Here is a 19,985-nt window from a genome sequence, read left to right on the forward strand (position 1 = left end):
TACTCTCGTTCCCACGCTCCAGCGCTCATCTTTATACACCAGTCCGCCTTTGATTCTGGCCGAAGGCCATAGGAGCGAACTTGTTCGCGAAGACGGTAATACAGACGATACATTTTCAAAGAATATCCCGGCCCCTTCGCGAACAAGTTCGCTCCGACGCCCTGCGGGCAGAAGCCTGAACGATCAGCGCACCAGCGTGGTAGCGTCTTTCTGGATGCTTCGCGTCTGATGCTGGGCGCATACTGCGGCGCAGGATTGCGACGCAGAGCGTCACGAAATGCATGCCAACGCGGAGCGATTGGCACGATAGTTACAAGATTCTCGTTCCTCGCGCTCCAGCGTAGGAATGCAGTTCTGGACGCTCTGCGTCCGATCTTGAACACATGTGATGGACGCAGAATTGCGACGCAGAGCGTCACGAAATGCATGCCAACGCGGAGCGATTGGCACGAGAGTCATGAGAAAGATCAAAGCCCGACTCAAGTCACTTTCCGCTCCGTCATCAGGTCACTCCCGGGTTAATCAACGACCTCAGAACATGATCTTCCCAGACCCCGGCAATGTTCAGGTAGGCACGCGCATAGCCCTCTTTTTCAAAGCCCAGCGACTGCAGCAGTCGCTCGCTTTGCACATTGGCCGGCATGTGATTGGCCATAATCCGGTGCAGGCCCATCTGCTCGAAACAGTAACGATTGGTCACCTCAAGCGCCCGTTTCATCAATCCCCGGCCCTGAGCCGTTTCGGCCAGCGAGAAACCAAGGTGGCAGGCCTGGAAAGCCCCCCTCACGATATTCGTATAACTGCACCGCCCCAGCAGCTCGCCGCGCTCGGGCTCCGTGATCAGGAAAAAAAACGCGCTGCAGGCCTGCATGCTTTCCCACTGCTGCTGAACCCGTGATCGGGCGTTTTCGAGGATGAAGTAGTCCTCGCCTCTCAACGGTTCCCAAGGCTGCAGATGCCTGCGATTGGCATTTTCGTAACGGTGGATCAACTCAGAATCATCAAACGTCAACACCCTGAGAGAAAAGCCCTCGCCTGAATACTGCATGTGTCCTCCCGCGTCAGTCATAGCCGACGCTCTCCACCTGGTTTGTCATACGAGTTTGAGTGGCAAGAAGACGCGGAGCGTCCCGAACGGCATGACGACGCGGAGCGTCGCACGATAGCTGAGGTTATCGTTCCTCACGCTCCGCGTCCGATCTTCGCCACCCTACTTGCACTCACCCACCCAATACTCCTAGGCTCTGCCGATCTTTGCATCGGGAAGCACCATGGACACCTCTCTCAGCCGTCGCGAGCGGCTGCATATCGTTATCTTTGAAGCCGATACGCCTGCCGGGCGGATGTTTGACAAGATTGTGCTGGTGGCGATTCTGCTCAGTCTGCTGGTCACGGTCATCGACAGCATCGAGAGCATTCATCGCGATTACGCGATGCTGTTCGCCTGGGTCGAATGGGGGTTCACGCTGCTGTTCGCGATTGAATACATCCTGCGCCTGTACTGTTCACCCCGGCCGCTGAAGTACGCCTTCAGCTTCTATGGCCTGGTGGACCTGCTGGCGATTGTGCCGGGCGTGCTGTCGATTTATTACAGCGACGCCCAGTACCTGCTGATCGTGCGGATCATCCGTATGCTGCGGATTTTCCGGGTGCTCAAGCTCGGCACCTACCTGCGTCAGGCCAACTACCTGCTGGCAGCGCTGCGCGGCAGCAAACAGAAGATTATCGTGTTTCTGGTCACCGTTTCGACCCTGGTCACGGTGTTCGGCACGCTGATGTATGTGATCGAAGGCCCGGAGCATGGCTTCACCAGCATTCCCAAAGGCATTTACTGGGCTATCGTGACCCTTACCACCGTGGGTTTCGGCGATATCGTGCCCAAAACGCCGGTCGGTCAGATGCTCTCGTCGCTGGTGATGATCATCGGTTACTCGATCATCGCCGTGCCCACCGGAATATTCACCGCCGAACTGGCCAATGCCATGCGCGGCGAACAGTTGAAGCACGATTGCCCGGTCTGCTCGAAGAACGTCCATGAGCACGATGCGGCGTTTTGTTCGCGTTGCGGAAATCAGTTGTTTGCGAAACTGGAGCACAAGGCATAAGCAAAGACCTTTTCGGTCTTTAAACCGCAGGCGCGATGCTGATAGTGTCGCGGCATTACGCCATCAGGCTTTGTCACACCACTCTTTTGTCACACCACTCTCAAGGACCCTGCAGTGAATAAACTCTTCGCCGCCTCGCTACTGGCCGCAGGCCTGGCTTTTGCCAGCGCCGCCCAGGCAGCTCCGACGCTGCTCAACGTCTCCTACGACGTGATGCGTGATTTCTACAAGGACTATAACAGCGCCTTCCAGAAGCACTGGAAAGCCGAAAAGAACGAAGACGTGACGGTGCAGATGTCGTTTGGCGGGTCGAGCAAGCAGGCGCGTTCGGTCATCGACGGGCTGCCGGCCGACGTGATCACCATGAACATGGCCACCGACATCAATGCGCTGGCCGACAACGGCGGGCTGGTGCCTAAGGACTGGGTCACCCGCCTGCCGAACAACAGCGCGCCGTTCACTTCGGCCACGGTGTTTATCGTACGCAAGGGCAACCCCAAGGCCCTGAAAGACTGGCCGGACCTGGTCAAGGATGGCGTCGAAGTGATCGTGCCCAACCCGAAAACCTCGGGTAACGGCCGCTACACCTACCTCTCGGCCTGGGGCTACACCCTGAAAAACGGCGGCGATGAAGCCGCAGCGAAGAAGTTCGTCGGCGATCTGTTCCGCCACGTGCCGGTCCTCGACACGGGCGGTCGTGGCGCGACCACCACGTTCATGACCAACCAGATCGGTGATGTGCTGGTCACCTTCGAAAACGAGGCCGAGATGATCGCCCGCGAATTCGGTCGCGATCAGTTCGAAGTGGTCTACCCGTCCGTGTCGGCAGAAGCCGAGCCGCCGGTGAGTGTCGTCGACAAAGTGGTGGACAGGAAGAACTCCCGCTCACTGGCCGAGGAATACCTTAAGTACCTATGGTCACCAGAAGGCCAGGAAATCGCCGCCAACAACTACCTGCGCCCGCGCGATCCGCAGGTTCTCGCCAAGTACCAGGATCGCTTCCCGAAAGTGGACTTCCTGTCAGTGGAGAAAACGTTCGGCGACTGGCGCACCGTGCAGAAGACCCACTTCATTGACGGTGGCGTGTTCGATCAGATCTATCCGGGCAAATAAACGTCTCGCGCAATGCAAAACGGCGACCTTCAAGGTCGCCGTTTTTGTTAAGGCGCCACTCAGTTACTGAACTGTTTACCCAGCCCCGCCGGTACGCCGCTGGCGTCGGTCGCCTGCCATGGGCCATCGGGACTGGTTGCCCAGCTCCAGCCGTTGTTCCACTGGTAATAGGTGCGCTGGCGGTAGAACGTATTGGGCTGATCATCCATGACGTACACGCCCAGACGCGCATCCCAATGGCTGCCACCCCCCGGCGGCGGCGCGAAACTGGCCGAGGTTTTAGGCCCGGCAGGAGGTGCCTTCGCGGGCTCCGCAGGTGTCGGCGTCGGCCGTGGAGCGCCGGGCTGCTGGCCGCCCGGTAGAGTCGGGATCGGTTCCTGGCTGTGCGGCGGTGCCGGATGCTGGACGGCACAGGCACTCAGGCCAACGACCAAACCCAACAAGGTGATGCGTGCGGTACGGTACATAAGCGATTCTCTAGTTATCCGGACTTTCGATGGTCAACACCTGCTGCGCAGAGGTATTGCTGGCCAGCGGCTGACTGCGGCCGACCCACTCACCGGTGGTTGGCTGCCCCGCGCGAGACACTCGCGCAACCAGTTGGACTTGCGCAAAGGTCGACAGTTTCAGTTGTGGCAGCATTGCATCCGAATCACTGAGTTCAACTTCGGCAGGCAGGTCAGCCACGGTGATGCGCTTGACCGCCAGTGGCGCGGCAGGGCCATTGATGGCACGGGCAAAGATGAACACGCTGTCAGTCGGCTGTACTTTACCTCTCAGCGACGCAGCCAGTTCGACACGCACGTTGAGTGCCTTTGCCTTGAGCGGCTGCCCGGCAAGGTGCTCCCGAGCGCGGGCAATACCGCCCTCCAGCGCTGAACGCGATGCATCCTGCGCCGGCAACGCCGCCAGCAGCCGGGTCCAGTAATCCACCGCTGCCTGATAACGCTGTGTTTCAAACGCAGCGATACCCAGCAAACCGAGACTGGTGACTTCCTTGGGATCGGCCTGCAGCGCTTCATCGGTCAGCGCTTGCACCTGTGGGGTGAAGTGCTTGTCGCTGGCGAAATACAGGGCCTGTGCCCATTGCCCGAGCAACTCCGGCTGCCTTCCGGCCAAGGCAACCGAACGCTCGAACAGGCGTGCAGCATCGCCGGGACGATTCTGCGCCATATAGCTGCGCGCCAGAAAATACAGGTTCTCGGCCGAATCCGGCTGGGCCTGCACGCTACGCTCCAGCCGCCGGGTCATGTCGGCCAGCGAGGTCGGCGGCTGAGCAAATTCACGACTCAGCTCGACGCGGTCACTCGCCCCCAGAGTCAGATAACCCGCCAGCCCGAGCAGCGGCACCAGTACCGAAGCCAGCAACAAGGCAGGCCTGCCCAGCCGGGAGCTGCGAGCGGGTTCAGCGCCTTCGGTGTCGGCAAGCAACTCCCGGGCAGCTTCGGCGCGCGCGTCCTGCAACTGATCTGCCGACAGCACGCCCTGCTGCTGTTGCGCCTGCAACTCGGCCAGTCGCTCCTGATACAACGCGACATTCAGCGCGGTGCGGTCTTCTTCCCGCTGCGCACGATGGCCGCGCAGCACCGGGATCAGTAAAAAGCCCAGTGCCACCAGCAGCAACGCGCCGATCGCCATCCAGAAATCAATCATGTGCGGTGCTCGTCCAGCAGTCTGGCGAGGCGTTGTTGCTCGTCGTCAGATAACTGCGCCGCGTGTTCAGAGCGCTGCTTGCGACGACGCACGACGATAAAACCGATCACCACAACGCCACCGAGCAACAGACCGGCCGGGCCGAACCACAACAGCCAGGTGCGCGCATTGAGGCTCGGTTTGTAGCGCACGAAGTCGCCGTAGCGGTCGACCATGAAATCGATGATCTGCTGATTGCTCTGCCCTTCACCCAGCATGCGGTAGATTTCCTTGCGCAGGTCGGCGGCAATTGGCGCGTTGGAATCGGCGATGTCCTGATTCTGGCATTTGGGGCAACGCAGCTCGCGGGTCAGTTCGCTGTAACGAGCACGCTCGGCGTCGTCACGAAAGGTGTAGGCATCAATGGCCGCCTGGGCGATACCGTACGGCAACAGGTTCAGCAGCAAGACGAAAAGCCAGCGCTTCATGGCCGCCCCTCGTCAACCAGCGCCTGATAGCGCGGCGCGAGTTTTTCACGCCAGACCGCATCGTCGACAACCCCGACATGCTTGTAACGAATGATGCCCTGACTGTCGATCAGGAAGGTTTCCGGTGCGCCGTAAACCCCGAGGTTCAGGCCCAACGAGCCCTCGTCGTCACGGATATTGAGCTGGTAAGGATTATGAAACTCCTTGAGCCATTTGATTGCATCGGTGTTGACGTCTTTGTAGTTCACGCCGTAAATCAACACGCCCTGTTGCGCCAGACGAGTGAGCACTGGATGTTCCTCCCGACACGCCACGCACCAGGTGCCCCAGACGTTGACCAACGCCGGTTTGCCCAGCAGATCGGCACGGCTCAACACTCGTTCGCCCTGCACTTCGCGCAACGAAAACGCCGGAAACGGCTTGCCGATCAGCGCCGAGGGCAGTTCGGCAGGGTCCAGGTACAAGCCGCGATACAGAAACGCCGCCACGCCGAGAAACAGCACCAGCGGCAGTAACATGATCCAGCGTTTCATAGCGTAGCTCCCGACAGGCCCAGCGCTTCACGCACCCTGCTTTTGACTCGGGTGCGATAACGGCGGTCCAGCGCCGCCAGTACACCGCCCAGCCCGGTCAGCAACCCGCCGAACCAGATCCAGCGTACGAAGGGTTTGACGTGAACCCGCACCGCCCAGGCGCCATTGCCCAATGGTTCACCCAGCGCCACGTACAGATCACGGCTGAAACCGGCGTCGATGCCTGCTTCGGTCATCATCGACTGTTGCACGGTGTACAGGCGTTTTTCCGGGTGCAATTCGGTGAGCTGCACGCCGCCGCGCAACACACGAACAGTGCCACGGTCCGAGATGAAATTTGGCCCTTCATAGTGCTTTGCGCCCTCGAACACGAACACGTAACCGCCCAGCTCGGTGGACTCGCCGGGGGCCATACGCAGGTCGCGCTCGGCGCTGTTCTGGCTGGACAAGACCACACCCAGCGCGCACACCACAATGCCAAGGTGCGCCAACTGCATACCCCAATAACTGCGGGTCAGGCTGCGCGCGCCCTTGAGCAGGCCCTTGTGACGTGTCTTGTCGAACAGGTCGCGAAGCCCGGCCAGCAGCACCCAGGCGGCGAGCATGAAGGTCGCCAGCACCGCCCACTGAAAATCGCCCATGACCAGCCCGGCGATCACCGCCAGCAGCGCGCTGCCGATCAGCACCGGGGCGAGCATGCCCAGCAGCCACTTCAGCGGCGTGTCCTTCCAGCGCACCACTACGCCGACCGCCATGACCGCCAGCAACACGCCCATCAACGGCACGAACAACGCGTTGAAATACGGCGGGCCGACCGACATCTTGGCGCCGCTCAGGGCGTCGATGACCAGTGGATAGAGCGTGCCGAGCAGGATCGTCGAAGCGGCAACCACCAGCAGCAGATTATTGCCGAGCAGCAAGGTTTCCCGCGACCACAGGCCAAAGCCGACGTGGCTTTTCACCACCGGCGCACGAATCGCGAACAGAGTCAGTGAGCCACCGACCACGACCAGCAGGAACATCAGGATAAACACGCCACGCGCCGGGTCCGAGGCAAAGGCATGCACCGAAGTGAGCACCCCGGAACGGACCAGAAAGGTGCCCAGCAGGCTCAGGGAAAACGCCGCAATCGCCAGCAATACCGTCCAGCTCTTGAACACGCCGCGCTTTTCCGTGACCGCCAGCGAGTGGATCAACGCGGTGCCGACCAGCCACGGCATGAACGAGGCATTTTCCACCGGGTCCCAGAACCACCAGCCGCCCCAGCCGAGTTCGTAATAGGCCCACCATGAACCGAGGCTGATGCCGATGCCGAGAAAGGCCCAGGCCACCAGCGTCCACGGCCTTGACCAGCGTGCCCAGGCAGCGTCGAGTCGCCCGCCAAGCAAGGCCGCAATGGCAAACGCGAAGGCCACCGAAAAACCGACGTAACCCATGTACAGCATCGGTGGATGCACAATCAGGCCGATGTCCTGCAATAACGGGTTGAGATCGCGACCGTTGGCGGGCATCTGCGGTAACAGACGTGCGAACGGGTTAGAGGTGAGGATCAGAAACAGCAGGAAACCCAGGCTGATCATGCCCATCACTGCCAGCACCCGTGCCAGCATCACGTGTGGCAATTGCCGGGAAAATACCGACACGGCGAAGGTCCAGCCGCCGAGGATCAGCGCCCAGAGCAGCAACGAGCCTTCATGCGCGCCCCACACGGCGCTGAACTTGTAGTACCACGGCAGCGCGGTATTGGAATTCTGCGCCACATACGCGACGGAAAAGTCATCGACCATGAAGGCGTAGGTCAGGCAACCGAAGGCGAATATCAGAAAACCGAACTGCCCCCAGGCTGCCGGGCGCGCCAGGCTCATCCACAAATGATCGCCCCGCCAGGCACCGATCAGTGGAATGATGGCCTGCACCAGCGCAAAGCCCAGCGCCAGAATCATGGCCAGATGGCCGAGTTCGGGAATCATTTGTCAGCCTGCCTTGCGGGCATGCTCGCAGGCGCAGGGGACGCAGCCGGTGCTGGCTGGCCGCTTTCACGCAGCGCCTTGGTCACTTCCGGCGGCATGTATTTCTCGTCGTGTTTGGCCAGCACTTCATCGGCCACCACCACACCCTGAGCATCGAGCTTGCCCAACGCCACGATGCCCTGCCCTTCGCGGAACAGGTCAGGCAGGATACCGCGATAGGTGATCGTCACCGACTTGTTGAAATCGGTGACCACAAAGCGCACGTCCAGCGAGTCGGCGGAGCGCTGCAACGAGCCTTTTTCCACCATGCCACCGGCCCGAATACGCACATTCTGCGGCGCTTCGCCATTGGCGATCTGGCTCGGTGTGTAGAACAGATTGATGTTTTCCTTCAGCGCGCTGAGCGCCAGGCTCAAGGCCAGGCCGACACCGGCCAGCACGGCAAGAATGATCAGCAAACGTTTTTTGCGCAGCGTCTTCACGGCCTGTGCTCCCGTTTCAAGCGCTGCGCCTGTTGCTTCAAGTACCGCCGCCGCGCCAGTACTGGCAACGCCACATTGAGCAGCAACACCCACATACATACGCCGTAAGCCGACCAGACGAACAGCCCGTGACGACCCATGGCGAGAAAATCGCTGAACGATTCGAAGCTCAAGGCCTGTTCTCCGGCTGCGCAGGCGGTTGCCCCAGGCTGCGCATGATCTCCGCCTTGGCCCATTGGGTCCGCGCCTCGCGACGCAGCACTTCCAGGCGCATGCGCAACATCAGCACGACGCCAAAGAAACAGTAGAAACCCAGGACCGTAAACAGCAACGGCAGCCACATTTCGGCAGGCATCGCCGGTTTTTCCGTGAGGCTGAACGTGGCGCCCTGATGCAGGGTGTTCCACCACTCCACCGAGTATTTGATGATCGGGATATTCACCACGCCAACGATGGCCAGTACTGCGCAGGCCTTGGCGGCGCTGTCGCGGTTGCTGATCGCATTGCCCAACGCGATCAGGCCGAAATACAGGAACAGCAGAATCAGCATCGAGGTCAGCCGCGCATCCCAGACCCACCAGGCGCCCCAGGTCGGCTTGCCCCAGATAGCGCCGGTCGCCAGCGCCAGCGCGGTCATCCAGGCGCCGATGGGCGCGGCGCATTGCAGCGCGACATCGGCCAGTTTCATCTTCCACACCAGCCCGACCACGCCGCACGCGGCCAGCATCACGTAGCAGGACTGCGCGAGCAGCGCGGCAGGCACATGGATGTAGATGATCCGGAAACTGTTGCCCTGCTGGTAATCCGGCGGCGCGAACGCCAGGCCCCAGACGATGCCGATACCCAGCAACAGACAGGCGGCGACGCTCAGCCAAGGCAGCAGGCGTGCGCTGATCCGGTAAAACCCTTTCGGCGAGCCGAGGGTATGAAACCAGGCCCAACCAATGCTGCTTTTCATGGCATCGCTTTTCATCAGGTGTTTCCAGGGTTTTGCAGGGCATCGGCAGTACCGATCCCGGAACCTCGATTATTCACCGACGCTGATCTTCAGGCCGGCAGCTATTGCAAAGGGTGTCAGGGTGATCGCCAGCACCGTCAGGCTGCCCAGCCATAACAGGTAGCCGGTCGCGGGCATGCCCTGCAGGGCGGCTTGCAGCGCCGCACTGCCCAGAATCAGCACCGGGATATACAGCGGCAGGATCAGCAAGGCGAGCAACAGGCCACCGCGCTTCAATCCGACCGTCAACGCTGCGCCCACTGCGCCCATCAGGCTGAGTACCGGCGTGCCCAGCAGCAGCGAAAGCATCAGCACCGGCAGGCAGCTCACCGGCAAACCGAGCATCAACGCCAGCACGGGCGACAACAGTACCAGCGCCAGCCCGGAAAAAACCCAGTGTGCCAGCACTTTGCTCAGAACCAGAAGCGCCAAAGGGTGCGGCGAAAGGACCCACTGTTCCAGCGAGCCGTCCTCGAAATCGCTGCGAAACAGCCCGTCCAGCGAGAGCAACACGGCCAGCAGGGCCGCGACCCAGACCAGTCCGGGCGACAAGGTTTGCAACAATTGCGCGTCCGGGCCGATGGCCAGCGGGAACAAGGCAATCACCAGCGCAAAGAACACCAAGGGATTAAGCAGTTCTGCCGGACCACGCGCCAGCAGCCTTGCTTCACGCACCACCAACAATATAAAGACACTGTTCATGCTGAACACTGCGCCAGATCGAAGTCGCGATAACCCGCAGGCACGCGACTCAAGGTGTGGTGAGTGGTCATGACGACCATACCGCCGTTCTCACAGTGTTCTGCCAGGTGATTTTCCAGCTGGGTGATGCCTTGCCGGTCGAGCGCGGTAAAAGGCTCATCGAGCATCCACAACGGCGGGCCAGGCAAATACAGGCGTGCCAGCGCCACACGACGCTGTTGCCCGGCCGATAACGTGTGGCAGGGCGCGTCCTCGAAACCGGTCAGCCCGACCGAACCCAGCGCCTGCACAATAGCGTCGGCACTGGCTGGCTGATGCAAGGCACACAGCCATGCGAGGTTTTCCAGCGGCGTAAGCAGGTCCTTGAGCGCTGGCGCATGGCCGATCCACAGCAGGTTGCGGCCGGGCTCTGCACGCTGCCGGTCCAGCGGCTGGCCGTTGAGCAGTACCTGCCCGGCGGTGGGCTGCATCAACCCGCACAACACCCGCAGCAGGCTGGTCTTGCCGCAGCCATTGGGGCCGCTGACCTGCAGCATCTCACCGGCACGCAGTTGCAGATCGAGGTTTTCGAACAGCACCCGCCAGTCCCGCTCACAGGCCAGAGCCTTCGCTTGCAAAAATGGGGAGACCGGGATCATTGAGCATTTCCAGTGCTGTTGCGTCGCGAAATGTGCCAAAACAGACACATACGGATTGAAGGACGGTTCAAGTCGGGATTGATGCAGCCGTTACATGAAGAGAAGTTAATGGCGCCCGGCCCGGTTTCGGCCGGTATTATACATGCGAGTCCTGTTATCAAAGGGGCAATTTCCTCAGGTCGACATTTCAATGACAGGCGACATCACCAGCGTTCCGGCGACAACCCCCATCACGACACTGCTGCGCGCCGGCGTCTCTCCTGCGCAGGTCCTGACCCTGCTGCATTCTTCGGAAAACCTGATTCCCGAAGGCGAAACCGTCGACGCCGAAGTGCTGACCCTCAAGCAGGTCAACCAGAATTTCCAGTTGCTGCTGCGCCTGGTGCTGGCCAACGGCACCCAGACCAATCTGCCGGTCAGCAGCAGCGTACCGTTCACGCCCGGCAGCCTGCTGCAAGTGGCGCAGGCGTCGTCCAACGAACTGACCCTGAGCCTGCAACAACTTAACAACGCGCTGAAGAACTCGATGACCAGCCTCGACACTCGGCAGTTGCCCCCTGGCACCCTGTTGCAGGGCAAGGTGCTGACCAGCCAGGAACTCAGCCCGGCGGTCAATCCGGCGACCGTAACCAACCCGGCGGCCACGGCGCCCACTTATCGCTCCATCGTCATGCTGCTCAACACCGCCCTGGCGGGTTCCAGCCTGACCATCGAAAGCCCGCAACCCCTGACCGTCGGCAGCCTGCTCAGCGCCCAGGTGCAGGGCAGCCAGGCCTTGAACTTCGTCGCCCTGCCCGGCCGTTTCGATCAACTGGCGCTGGCCCAGCAGCTGGCCACCCAGCAAAATCGTCAGGGCTCGCTGGAAAACCTGATCAACGCCCTGCAGAACCTGCCGGGCAGTAACCCGCTCAATGGCAACCCGGCCAGCTCCCCGATCAGCGCACAGCTGCAGGCCAGCATCGCCCAGTTGCTCGACGACCTGCCCGACATTCAGCAAATGACCACGCCTAAAGGTGTCGCTCAGGCCCTCAACGCCAGCGGCGCGTTTCTAGAGGCCAAACTGCTGGCCGGTCTGAACCCGATGCAAGCCCCGGACATGAAGGCCAATCTGATGCGCCTGATCAGTCAGATTCTGCCGGGGCTGCCGGAAAATCAGTCTTATGGTGCAGCAGCAGCTTCGAATACCCTGGCGCGCGCCATGCCCAATGCGATGCGCTATGCACTGGGAACGCTGGGCATGGTTGCCGCACGCACGCCGCCAGGCAGCTTCCCGCTGCCGTCGCGCAATGTCGGCGGCGAGAAAGAAGACGATCTGGAGATCCTGCTGAAGCTGGCCGCCGCCGCCGTTTCACGCCTGCAAAGCCATCAACTGGGCGGGCTGGAGCAGACCCGGACCAATGCCGACGGCACCCAGGTGACCACCTGGCAACTTGAAGTGCCGATGCGCAACGCCCATGACATCGTGCCATTGCAGGTAAAAGTGCAGCGCGAAGACAAGCCGGACCCGGAAACCGGCGAAGAGCGGGACAACATTGAGATCACCGAGAACCGCGAAAGGCTCTGGAAAGTCGATCTGGCGTTCGATCTCGAGCCACTCGGGCCTATGCAGGTCAATGCGCAACTGCTGCGTGGCACGCTGTCCAGCCAACTGTGGGCCGAACGCCCCGACAGCGCGGCGCTGATCGAACATGAACTGGGGCATTTGCGCGAGCGGCTGACAGCCTGTGGTCTGACGGTCGGCGAGCTGGCATGCAACCACGGCACGCCGCCGCAGGGACCCCGCACTGCCCTTGAACAACGCTGGATCGACGAGAACGCCTGATGACCCAACCTGACCACAGCCCGCGCCAGGCAATCGCCCTCAGCTATGACGGCCAGAGCGCGCCGACCCTCAGCGCCAAGGGTGACGACCAGTTGGCCGAAGCCATTCTGGCGATTGCCCGGGAATACGAAGTGCCGATCTACGAGAATGCCGAGCTGGTCAAACTGCTGGCCCGCATGGAGCTGGGTGACAGCATTCCCGAGCCGCTATACCGCACAATCGCCGAAATCATCGCGTTTGCCTGGCACCTGAAAGGCAAGTTTCCGGTGGGTCAGGACCCGGACGCGCCGCCCGTGGAACGCGACATCACGCCACGCTGGTGACAGCAGAAGCGCTCCCCGGCTTCACAGCGCAATCGGCTTGCGTCCGGCAAATGAGTGCGCCAGGGTGCCGCCGTCGACCAGATCCAGTTCGCCACCCAACGGTACGCCGTGGGCAATACGCGAAGCGACCAGGCCTTTGTCGTTGAGCAACTGGGCGATGTAGTGCGCAGTGGCCTCACCCTCCACCGTGGGGTTGGTGGCCAGAATCACTTCGGTGAACGTGCCCTGCTGAGCGATGCGCTCCATCAGTTGTGGAATACCGATGGCGTCCGGGCCCAGACCATCCAGGGGCGACAGGTGGCCCTTGAGTACGAAATAGCGACCGCGATACCCCGTCTGCTCCACTGCGTACACATCGGTTGGTCCCTCGACCACGCACAATAGCGTGTCGTCGCGACGTGGATCGGCGCATTGCGGGCAGAGTTCTTCTTCAGTCAAGGTGCGGCACGAGCGGCAGTGCCCGACGCCATCCATCGCCTTGCCCAACGCCAGCGCCAGCCGGGAGCCGCCGCTGCGGTCGCGCTCCAGCAGCTGCAACGCCATGCGTTGAGCGGTTTTCTGACCGACACCCGGCAGTACGCGGAAGGCATCGATCAACTGGCGAATCAGGGGGCTGAAGCTCATGGAGAAAAATCCGACAAAAACACAAGACGCGGTTTATACCCGTGCGTTGCTGTGAGCGTCAATTGAGGTGTGCAACGCTGCGACCAATAGCGCATACACGATTACTTTGATCAGCCCTTCAACGCCGTCTCCAGAAACTCCGTCAGCGCCTGAACTCGAGCACTGCGGTGCTTGCGCAACGGAACCAGCAGATTGATCGGCGCGCTAGCCAGCTGCCAGTCAGCAAGCACCCGCCGCAGAGTGCCGCTGGCGATGGCATCACTGACATCCCATTGCGAACGCAACACGATGCCCTGCCCCTGCTCGGCCCAGCGCCGCGCCACCGAGCCATCGTTGCTGAGTAGCGCGGGCTCGATGCGCAGGGTCTTTTTCGCCTGGCCTTTGCTCAGGTGCCAGAGGGTGACGTCCTCGTCGTTTTCGCGGATGCAGATACAGCGATGGCCACCCAGCTCGTCCGGCGTCGAAGGCACGCCGTGCTGCTCAAGGTAGGACGGGCTGGCGCACAGCCAGCGGTGGTTCTGTGCCAGAGGTTTGGCGATCCACAGGCTGTCATTGAGGCTGCCGATATGAATCACGGCATCGCTGTCGTGACGATCTGGCCACGGCGTTTCGCGAAGGTCCAGATGCAGGCACAGCTGCGGATGCAGTTTGGCGAAGCGCGACAGCAGCGGCGCGATACGCTGACGCCCATACCCGAACGGCGCGGCCAGACGCAGGGTGCCCACCAGTCGCTCGTCGCGCTGTTTGAAGGACTCCGGCAGCGCTTCCAGTTGTTCCAGTAGATGCGCGCTTTCCCGGGCGAACCGCTCGCCATCGGCGGTCAGGCTCAGGCGTCTGGCGTCACGATTGGCCAAGGTGATGCCCAACTGCGTCTCCAGCTTGCGCAGGCGCATCGACAGTGCTGGCGGCGACACATTCAGGACGCGAGCAGCAGCGCTGAGGGACTCACAACGCGACAGGGTCACAGCCAGGCGCAGGTCTTCGATGGCAATCATTCAGTTCAGCTTAAGGATTGATGACAATTCATTGAACCACAGCTTCATCATCCGTGAGTAGAGTGCTGCTCGTACCCCGCCATGCGAGCCCTGCCCATGTCAGCCTCTCTGTCCTCTCTTGATACGCCCGTCGCCCTGCTGGATGTGCCACGCATGCAGCGCAATATCCAGCGCATGCAGCAGCGCATGAATGAACTGGGCGTGCGTTTGCGTCCGCACGTCAAGACCAGCAAGTCACTGCCGGTCATTCAGGCGCAGATTGCCGCAGGCGCCAGCGGCGTGACGGTTTCTACCTTGAAAGAAGCCGAGCACTGCTTTGCCGAAGGCATCCACGATGTGTTCTATGCCGTCGCCATTGCGCCCGGCAAACTGGATCAGGCCTTCAGGTTGCGGCGCAACGGCTGCCGCCTGAGCATCCTGACTGACAGCGTGGTCGCGGCTCAGGCCATCGTCGCCTTTGGCCAGCAGCATGACGAGCGCTTCGAGGTGTGGATTGAAATCGATTGCGACGGCCACCGTTCCGGGCTGACCGTCGCCGACAGCGCGCTCATCGATGTGGCGAAAATACTGGTCGACGGCGGCATGCAATTGCGCGGGGTCATGACCCACGCAGGCTCCAGCTACGACCTCGACACGCCGGAAGCCTTGCAGGCCCTGGCCGAGCAGGAACGTGTGCTGTGTGTCAGCGCCGCCGAACGCATTCGTGACGCCGGGCTGCCCTGCCCTGACGTCAGCATCGGCTCCACGCCCACGGCGTTATCTGCGCAGGGTCTGGAAGGCGTCACCGAAGTACGGGCTGGCGTGTATGTGTTCTTCGATCTGGTGATGCACAACATCGGCGTGTGCCGGGCGGACGAACTGGCCTTGAGCGTGCTGACCACGGTTATCGGTCATCAGCAGGACAAAGGCTGGATCATTGTCGACGCAGGCTGGATGGCCATGAGCCGGGATCGCGGCACCCAGCGCCAGCGGCAGGATTTCGGTTACGGTCAGGTCTGCACTGACAGCGGTGAATGGATCGACGGCGCACGGGTGACCGGGGCCAATCAGGAGCACGGCATTATCACCCTGGCGGCAGGCGACAGCGCGAACCTCACGGGCCGCTTCCCCATCGGCAGCCGTTTGCGCATTCTGCCCAATCACGCGTGCGCGACCGGTGCGCAATTCCCGGACTACCACGCCTGCGACGCCGAAGGCGCAGTGCACACCTGGAGTCGTCTGCATGGCTGGTGATATCGAACTGATCTGCACGCCCTCGGCCGCAGCGCCGGGCGGGCATTATTCCCATGCGGTGCTGCATCAGGGCACGCTGCATGTTTCCGGGCAATTGCCGGTCCGCGCCGACGGCAGCCACAGTGTTGATGAACCGTTTGAAATTCAGGCGGCCATCGCACTGGATAACCTGTTCGCCATCCTCGGCGCGGCGGGCTGTGGTGCGGATGATCTGCTCAAAGTCACGGTGTACGTCGCAGGCATCCGGCACTGGCCCGCCTTCGACCGGATCTACGCGGGTTATCTGGGTGAACATCGCCCGGCCCGCGCGGTGGTGCCGGTTCCCGAATTGCACCACGGCTACCTGATCGAGATCGAAGCCCTGGCACGCGCCGCACAATGAACAGAATCGGGAGCACCAGATGAACCCACAGAAAAGCGATGTTCTGATTATCGGGGGCGGCTTCATGGGCGCGTCATCGGCGTTTTTTCTGCGCCAGCACGGCCGCTCGGTGACCTTGCTGGAACGTGACCAGATCGGCCAGTACGCCAGCGGCGTGAACTTCGGCAACGTGCGCCGCCAAGGGCGGTTTCTCGGCCAGCTGGAGCTGTCCAATCGCTCCTGGGCGTTGTGGAAGCGCCTGCCGCAACTGATCGGCGAAGACCTGGAGTTCATCCCCAGCGGCCACATGCGGGTCTGTTATCGCGAAGACGAGATCGCCGAACTGGAAGCCTACGCCGCTGCCCCGGAAGCCCGCGAACTGGATTTGCAGGTGATCAGGGGCACGGCGCTGCATGAGCGTTTCCCGTTTCTCGGCCCGCACGTCAAAGGCGGCTCCTATGCGCCTCATGACGGGCACGCCAACCCGCGTCTGGCAGCGCCCGCCTTCGCCCGGGCAGCAATCCGCGCCGGGGCACGGATCGAGGAACGCACTGAAGTGGCCGAGGTGCAGAAGGTCGGCGGCGAGTTTCAGGTCACCACCACCGACGGGCAATTGTTCATCGCCGAGCAACTGCTGATCACTGCCGGGGCGTGGGCGGCGAAGCTGGCCGAGCAGTTCGGCGAGCCGGTGCCCCTTGAACCGAACGGCCCGCAGATGTCGGTGACCGAACCGGTGCCCTACGCCCTGCCCACAGTGATCGGCGTGTTCACCAAGATCAAGGAAGAGGTGATCTATTTCCGGCAGATCCCGCGCGGCAACATCATCATCGGCGGCGGCAATCGCAACAAGCCGGACATGCTCAACCGCCGCGCCTATTTCAAACCGGAAAGCCTGATCAATCAGATGAAGCAGATGAGCCGCCTGCTGCCTGGCGCAGAGAAGCTGAACATCATCCGCGTCTGGAGCGGCATTGAAAGCTACACGCCGGACTCGCTGCCGATCATGGGCCGCAGCGGCAAGGTGGACGGCCTGTTCTACGCGTTCGGTTTCTGCGGCCACGGTTTCCAGCTCGGCCCAGGCGTGGGCGACGTGATGGCCGAGCTGATCAGCACCGGCAGCACCCGCACGCTGATCAGCCCGTTCGATATCCGCCGTTTTACCGACCCCGGCGCCATAGAGATGCCCTTTGTCTCCAGCCTGATGAGTGCAGGCAAGCTGATATGAGCCCGACCGATCACCTAATTCATGTTCAAGGAGGCGCCATGCCCGCCACGTCAGAATCCCGTTATCAGTATCGCCCAGTGACTGCTGCGGATATGCCGGCAGCCCATGCGCTCTCGGTTCACCTCAAATGGCCACATCGTGAAGAAGACTGGGCGATGGTGCAGCGCACCTCCGAAGGCTTTGTCGCCGAATGTGACGGGCAACTGGTTGGCGTAGCCTTCACCTGCCATCAGGGCGATTGGTCGTCGATTGGCCTGGTGATTGTCAGCGACGAGCATCAGGGCAAGGGCATTGGTCGTCGACTGATGAATAGCTGTCTGCAAGCCACAGCACCACGCACGCCGATCCTCAATGCCACGGAACTGGGCGCGCCGCTTTACCGGAGTCTTGGGTTTGTCGATTTCGCCCGAATTCAGCAACATCAGGGCATTCCTCGGTTGCCTGAAACCGAAACACTGAGCGACGGTTTGCAGCTTCGGACGTTAGGCCCGGATGATCATCCGCAACTGATCCGGCTGGCCAACGCAGGCAGCGGCCTGGACCGTACTGTCGTGCTGACCGATCTGCTGCGGGATGCCGAGCAGGCGGTGGGTATCGAACATGACGGCCAGTTGCAGGGCATCGCCCTGCTGAGGCGCTTTGGTCGTGGGCATATCATCGGCCCGGTGGTCGCGCGGGATGTCGGGCAGGCCAGGCAGTTGATCAGCCACTTGCTGCGACTAATACCTGAACAGTTTGTGCGCTTCGACATTCTGGCTGACTGCGGGCTGGCGTCATGGCTGGAAAGCCTCGGTTTGCCCTGTGTCGACCGCGCGCCGCGCATGGTACTCGGCACGCCTCCGCCAGCGAGCCCCGACGTGCAGCAGTTTGCCCTGGTGACGCAGGCCATTGGCTGAAACAAGGGCGAATTGCGGGCCGAAACAGGTCCGCCATGTCAGCGGGCTGCATACAGCAGATTATTCTTTGCGGCCCTGAAGTTAGACGCTTTTTAGCCAGAACCCTTTGTTAGCTTATTGATATCAAATCATCATTGCTCCGGGGAGCCCGCTGGATGACCACTCAGTCCTTGAACAGCCACCGCGTTGATCCGCACACCTCGCAGAAATTCTATATCGACGGTCAATGGTGCGCCCCGCTCGCCCCGGCCAGTATTCCGGTGATCAACCCGGCGACCGAACAAGTGGTGGCGCATGTCGCCAGTGGTTCTGCCGCCGATGTGGATCGTGCAGTGGCAGCAGCGCGTGCGGCGTTTGCGGGCTGGTCCGCCACTTCACCCGAGGCTCGGGCGCAGATTATCGGCCGCATTCATGCGTTGATCATCGAGCGCAAGGAAGAACTGGCACAGGCGATCTCGCTGGAAATGGGCGCCGCCATCAGCTCGGCCCGCGCCATGCAGGTGCCACTGGCTGCCGAACATGTGCGGGTCGCGCGCGATCTGCTGGCGACCTATCGCTTCCAGACGGTGGAAAACGGTACGGCCATCAACCGCGAACCTATTGGCGTCTGCGCGCTGATCACGCCGTGGAACTGGCCGCTCTATCAAATCACCGCCAAAGTCGCACCGGCTATCGCAGCGGGTTGCACCGTGGTGCTCAAGCCCAGCGAGCTGTCACCGTTGAGCGCCCTGCTGTTCGCGCAACTGGTGCATGACGCCGGTCTGCCGCCGGGGGTGTTCAACCTGGTCAACGGCAGCGGCGCGGAAGTGGGTGGGGCGATGGCTGCGCACCCGGATATCGACATGATTTCGATCACCGGCTCCAACCGCGCAGGCGCACTGGTCGCTCAGGCCGCAGCGCCGACCGTGAAGCGGGTCACGCAGGAACTGGGCGGTAAATCACCGAACATTCTGCTGCCGGATGCCGACTTCGCCAAGGCGGTGCCACCGGGCGTGATGGCTGCCTTCCGTAATGTCGGCCAGTCATGCAGCGCACCCACCCGCATGATCGTACCGAGAGACCGCCTGGCAGAAGTCGAAGCACTGGCTGCCGAGACGGCGAAAACAATTATCGTCGGCGACCCGCAGTCGGAAGACACTGTGTTGGGCCCTATCGCCAACGAAGCACAGTTTCATCGCGTGCAGGCGATGATCGATGCAGGGATCAGTGAAGGCGCGAAACTGGTCTGCGGCGGTCCGGGGCGTGTGCAGGGCCACGAGCAAGGTTTCTATACCCGGCCAACGGTGTTTTCCGAGGTGGAATCGTCGATGCGTATTGCCCAGGAAGAAATCTTCGGCCCGGTGCTGTGCCTGATTGCCTACGACACCATTGATGAAGCGGTCGCGATTGCCAACGACACGGTGTACGGGCTGGGCGCACACGTGCAAGGTCAGGACCTTGAACAGGCGCGCTCGGTGGCTTCGCGCATCCGTGCCGGCCAGGTTCACCTGAACTACCCCGCCTGGAACCCGATGGCCCCGTTCGGCGGCTACAAACGCTCGGGCAATGGCCGCGAATATGGCGTGCATGGGTTCGAAGAGTATCTGGAGATCAAGGCAATTGTCGGCTTTGGTGCGGTTTGACCGAGCTAACACTTGTGCTGATACTCCGCGCTCAGCGTTATACCTGAGGCTCGATGAGCCCGAAAAATCGGGCTACCTCAACTATCGTGCGACGCTCCGCGTCCAGTCTTGAGCAATGCCGCGCGACGCAGATGTGTGGCGCGGAGCGTCACCCAATGCATGCCAACGCGGAGCATTGGCACGAGAGTCAGCCAGGTTTCAGATCTGTGTATCAAGAAACGCAG

The 19,985-nt window shown here is 61.7% G+C and carries 22 protein-coding genes; 9 read left to right on the plus strand and 13 right to left on the minus strand.

Translation table 11 applies throughout. The annotated features are described in order from the left end of the window. Positions 1–502 precede the first annotated feature (502 nt). Positions 503–1,048, minus strand: coding sequence for a GNAT family N-acetyltransferase (locus I9H07_RS14860; protein ID WP_236425407.1), 546 nt, complete (start codon positions 1,046–1,048; stop codon positions 503–505). A 223-nt stretch (positions 1,049–1,271) separates the two neighbouring features. Here I9H07_RS14860 and I9H07_RS14865 point away from each other — a divergent pair, with 223 nt between their 5' ends. Both I9H07_RS14865 and I9H07_RS14870 read left to right on the plus strand, forming a co-directional pair. Further along, complete coding sequence (locus I9H07_RS14865) at positions 1,272–2,105, plus strand: ion transporter (protein WP_024675786.1); 834 nt, start codon at positions 1,272–1,274, stop codon at positions 2,103–2,105. 114 nt (positions 2,106–2,219) lie between these two features. Further along, positions 2,220–3,218, plus strand: coding sequence for a sulfate ABC transporter substrate-binding protein (locus I9H07_RS14870; RefSeq protein WP_236425406.1), 999 nt, complete (start codon positions 2,220–2,222; stop codon positions 3,216–3,218). Between the two features lie 59 nt (positions 3,219–3,277). Here I9H07_RS14870 and I9H07_RS14875 read toward each other — a convergent pair whose 3' ends face one another. Genes I9H07_RS14875 through ccmA form a run of 10 tightly spaced genes read right to left on the minus strand, consistent with a single transcriptional unit; the run spans position 3,278 to position 10,660 of the window. Then, entirely contained in the window at positions 3,278–3,685 is a 408-nt protein-coding gene (locus tag I9H07_RS14875) for a hypothetical protein (protein ID WP_024675788.1), read from the minus strand. Positions 3,686–3,695: 10 nt separating this feature from the next. Then, entirely contained in the window at positions 3,696–4,871 is a 1,176-nt protein-coding gene (gene ccmI, locus I9H07_RS14880; protein ID WP_236425405.1) for a c-type cytochrome biogenesis protein CcmI, read from the minus strand. Continuing rightward, positions 4,868–5,338 carry a cytochrome c-type biogenesis protein gene (locus tag I9H07_RS14885; protein ID WP_236425404.1) on the minus strand — a complete coding sequence of 157 codons (471 nt, stop codon included), beginning with the start codon at positions 5,336–5,338 and terminating at the stop codon, positions 4,868–4,870. Before I9H07_RS14885 ends, ccmI begins: the two co-directional genes overlap by 4 nt. Further along, positions 5,335–5,871: a DsbE family thiol:disulfide interchange protein gene (locus I9H07_RS14890; protein WP_236425403.1), complete on the minus strand. Its 537-nt coding sequence runs from the start codon at positions 5,869–5,871 to the stop codon at positions 5,335–5,337. Before I9H07_RS14890 ends, I9H07_RS14885 begins: the two co-directional genes overlap by 4 nt. Beyond that, positions 5,868–7,841, minus strand: coding sequence for a heme lyase CcmF/NrfE family subunit (locus tag I9H07_RS14895; protein ID WP_236425402.1), 1,974 nt, complete (start codon positions 7,839–7,841; stop codon positions 5,868–5,870). The genes I9H07_RS14890 and I9H07_RS14895 overlap by 4 nt, the downstream gene beginning before the upstream one ends. Continuing rightward, positions 7,838–8,323: a cytochrome c maturation protein CcmE gene (ccmE, locus tag I9H07_RS14900; protein WP_236425401.1), complete on the minus strand. Its 486-nt coding sequence runs from the start codon at positions 8,321–8,323 to the stop codon at positions 7,838–7,840. The genes I9H07_RS14895 and ccmE overlap by 4 nt, the downstream gene beginning before the upstream one ends. After that, positions 8,320–8,496 (minus strand): heme exporter protein CcmD, encoded by a 177-nt coding sequence (ccmD, locus tag I9H07_RS14905; RefSeq protein ID WP_058391701.1) that lies wholly within the window; start codon positions 8,494–8,496, stop codon positions 8,320–8,322. The genes ccmE and ccmD overlap by 4 nt, the downstream gene beginning before the upstream one ends. Further along, the gene (gene ccmC / locus I9H07_RS14910; RefSeq protein WP_024675795.1) at positions 8,493–9,296 is read right to left on the minus strand and encodes a heme ABC transporter permease; all 804 of its coding nucleotides are present in this window, start codon (positions 9,294–9,296) and stop codon (positions 8,493–8,495) included. Before ccmC ends, ccmD begins: the two co-directional genes overlap by 4 nt. A 54-nt stretch (positions 9,297–9,350) precedes the next feature. Next, positions 9,351–10,022: a heme exporter protein CcmB gene (gene ccmB, locus I9H07_RS14915; protein WP_236425400.1), complete on the minus strand. Its 672-nt coding sequence runs from the start codon at positions 10,020–10,022 to the stop codon at positions 9,351–9,353. Next, positions 10,019–10,660, minus strand: a complete 642-nt coding sequence (ccmA, locus tag I9H07_RS14920) for a cytochrome c biogenesis heme-transporting ATPase CcmA (protein ID WP_236425897.1) — start codon at positions 10,658–10,660, stop codon at positions 10,019–10,021. Before ccmA ends, ccmB begins: the two co-directional genes overlap by 4 nt. A gap of 190 nt (positions 10,661–10,850) precedes the next feature. Here ccmA and I9H07_RS14925 point away from each other — a divergent pair, with 190 nt between their 5' ends. Both I9H07_RS14925 and I9H07_RS14930 read left to right on the plus strand, forming a co-directional pair. Next, positions 10,851–12,482 carry a flagellar hook-length control protein FliK gene (locus I9H07_RS14925; protein WP_058391697.1) on the plus strand — a complete coding sequence of 544 codons (1,632 nt, stop codon included), beginning with the start codon at positions 10,851–10,853 and terminating at the stop codon, positions 12,480–12,482. After that, positions 12,482–12,805 carry an EscU/YscU/HrcU family type III secretion system export apparatus switch protein gene (locus I9H07_RS14930; RefSeq protein WP_024647434.1) on the plus strand — a complete coding sequence of 108 codons (324 nt, stop codon included), beginning with the start codon at positions 12,482–12,484 and terminating at the stop codon, positions 12,803–12,805. Before I9H07_RS14925 ends, I9H07_RS14930 begins: the two co-directional genes overlap by 1 nt. Positions 12,806–12,826: 21 nt before the next feature. Here I9H07_RS14930 and recR read toward each other — a convergent pair whose 3' ends face one another. Continuing rightward, a complete protein-coding gene (recR, locus tag I9H07_RS14935) occupies positions 12,827–13,429 on the minus strand; it encodes a recombination mediator RecR (protein WP_024675799.1) in 603 nt (200 codons plus the stop codon). 110 nt (positions 13,430–13,539) lie between these two features. After that, positions 13,540–14,424 carry a LysR family transcriptional regulator gene (locus I9H07_RS14940; protein WP_236425431.1) on the minus strand — a complete coding sequence of 295 codons (885 nt, stop codon included), beginning with the start codon at positions 14,422–14,424 and terminating at the stop codon, positions 13,540–13,542. 96 nt (positions 14,425–14,520) lie between these two features. On the opposite strand from I9H07_RS14940, the gene I9H07_RS14945 reads away from it, so the two are divergent. The 5 genes from I9H07_RS14945 to I9H07_RS14965 all read left to right on the plus strand — a co-directional run bounded on the left by I9H07_RS14945 (position 14,521) and on the right by I9H07_RS14965 (position 19,761). Further along, a complete protein-coding gene (locus tag I9H07_RS14945) occupies positions 14,521–15,657 on the plus strand; it encodes a DSD1 family PLP-dependent enzyme (RefSeq protein WP_236425430.1) in 1,137 nt (378 codons plus the stop codon). Then, positions 15,647–16,039, plus strand: a complete 393-nt coding sequence (locus I9H07_RS14950; protein ID WP_236425429.1) for a RidA family protein — start codon at positions 15,647–15,649, stop codon at positions 16,037–16,039. Before I9H07_RS14945 ends, I9H07_RS14950 begins: the two co-directional genes overlap by 11 nt. 19 nt (positions 16,040–16,058) lie before the next feature. Further along, complete coding sequence (locus tag I9H07_RS14955; protein WP_058391694.1) at positions 16,059–17,243, plus strand: NAD(P)/FAD-dependent oxidoreductase; 1,185 nt, start codon at positions 16,059–16,061, stop codon at positions 17,241–17,243. 38 nt (positions 17,244–17,281) lie between these two features. Continuing rightward, positions 17,282–18,139 (plus strand): GNAT family N-acetyltransferase, encoded by an 858-nt coding sequence (locus I9H07_RS14960; protein WP_236425428.1) that lies wholly within the window; start codon positions 17,282–17,284, stop codon positions 18,137–18,139. 155 nt (positions 18,140–18,294) lie between these two features. Then, the gene (locus I9H07_RS14965) at positions 18,295–19,761 is read left to right on the plus strand and encodes an aldehyde dehydrogenase family protein (RefSeq protein WP_236425427.1); all 1,467 of its coding nucleotides are present in this window, start codon (positions 18,295–18,297) and stop codon (positions 19,759–19,761) included. Positions 19,762–19,985 lie beyond the last annotated feature (224 nt).

The organism is Pseudomonas syringae (assembly GCF_023278085.1).
In the GTDB taxonomy this organism is placed as follows: domain Bacteria; phylum Pseudomonadota; class Gammaproteobacteria; order Pseudomonadales; family Pseudomonadaceae; genus Aquipseudomonas; species Aquipseudomonas syringae_Q.

Bases quoted from the DNA above. Each gene is read 5' to 3' on its own strand.
- I9H07_RS14860 (WP_236425407.1), bottom strand. From the start codon at position 1,048: ATGCAGTATTCAGGCGAGGGCTTTTCTCTCAGGGTGTTGACGTTTGAT.
- I9H07_RS14865 (WP_024675786.1), top strand. From the start codon at position 1,272: ATGGACACCTCTCTCAGCCGTCGCGAGCGGCTGCATATCGTTATCTTT.
- I9H07_RS14875 (WP_024675788.1), bottom strand. From the start codon at position 3,685: ATGTACCGTACCGCACGCATCACCTTGTTGGGTTTGGTCGTTGGCCTG.
- ccmI (WP_236425405.1), bottom strand. From the start codon at position 4,871: ATGATTGATTTCTGGATGGCGATCGGCGCGTTGCTGCTGGTGGCACTG.
- I9H07_RS14885 (WP_236425404.1), bottom strand. From the start codon at position 5,338: ATGAAGCGCTGGCTTTTCGTCTTGCTGCTGAACCTGTTGCCGTACGGT.
- I9H07_RS14890 (WP_236425403.1), bottom strand. From the start codon at position 5,871: ATGAAACGCTGGATCATGTTACTGCCGCTGGTGCTGTTTCTCGGCGTG.
- I9H07_RS14895 (WP_236425402.1), bottom strand. From the start codon at position 7,841: ATGATTCCCGAACTCGGCCATCTGGCCATGATTCTGGCGCTGGGCTTT.
- ccmC (WP_024675795.1), bottom strand. From the start codon at position 9,296: ATGAAAAGCGATGCCATGAAAAGCAGCATTGGTTGGGCCTGGTTTCAT.
- ccmB (WP_236425400.1), bottom strand. From the start codon at position 10,022: ATGAACAGTGTCTTTATATTGTTGGTGGTGCGTGAAGCAAGGCTGCTG.
- ccmA (WP_236425897.1), bottom strand. From the start codon at position 10,660: ATGATCCCGGTCTCCCCATTTTTGCAAGCGAAGGCTCTGGCCTGTGAG.
- I9H07_RS14925 (WP_058391697.1), top strand. From the start codon at position 10,851: ATGACAGGCGACATCACCAGCGTTCCGGCGACAACCCCCATCACGACA.
- I9H07_RS14930 (WP_024647434.1), top strand. From the start codon at position 12,482: ATGACCCAACCTGACCACAGCCCGCGCCAGGCAATCGCCCTCAGCTAT.
- recR (WP_024675799.1), bottom strand. From the start codon at position 13,429: ATGAGCTTCAGCCCCCTGATTCGCCAGTTGATCGATGCCTTCCGCGTA.
- I9H07_RS14940 (WP_236425431.1), bottom strand. From the start codon at position 14,424: ATGATTGCCATCGAAGACCTGCGCCTGGCTGTGACCCTGTCGCGTTGT.
- I9H07_RS14945 (WP_236425430.1), top strand. From the start codon at position 14,521: ATGTCAGCCTCTCTGTCCTCTCTTGATACGCCCGTCGCCCTGCTGGAT.
- I9H07_RS14950 (WP_236425429.1), top strand. From the start codon at position 15,647: ATGGCTGGTGATATCGAACTGATCTGCACGCCCTCGGCCGCAGCGCCG.
- I9H07_RS14955 (WP_058391694.1), top strand. From the start codon at position 16,059: ATGAACCCACAGAAAAGCGATGTTCTGATTATCGGGGGCGGCTTCATG.
- I9H07_RS14960 (WP_236425428.1), top strand. From the start codon at position 17,282: ATGCCCGCCACGTCAGAATCCCGTTATCAGTATCGCCCAGTGACTGCT.
- I9H07_RS14965 (WP_236425427.1), top strand. From the start codon at position 18,295: ATGACCACTCAGTCCTTGAACAGCCACCGCGTTGATCCGCACACCTCG.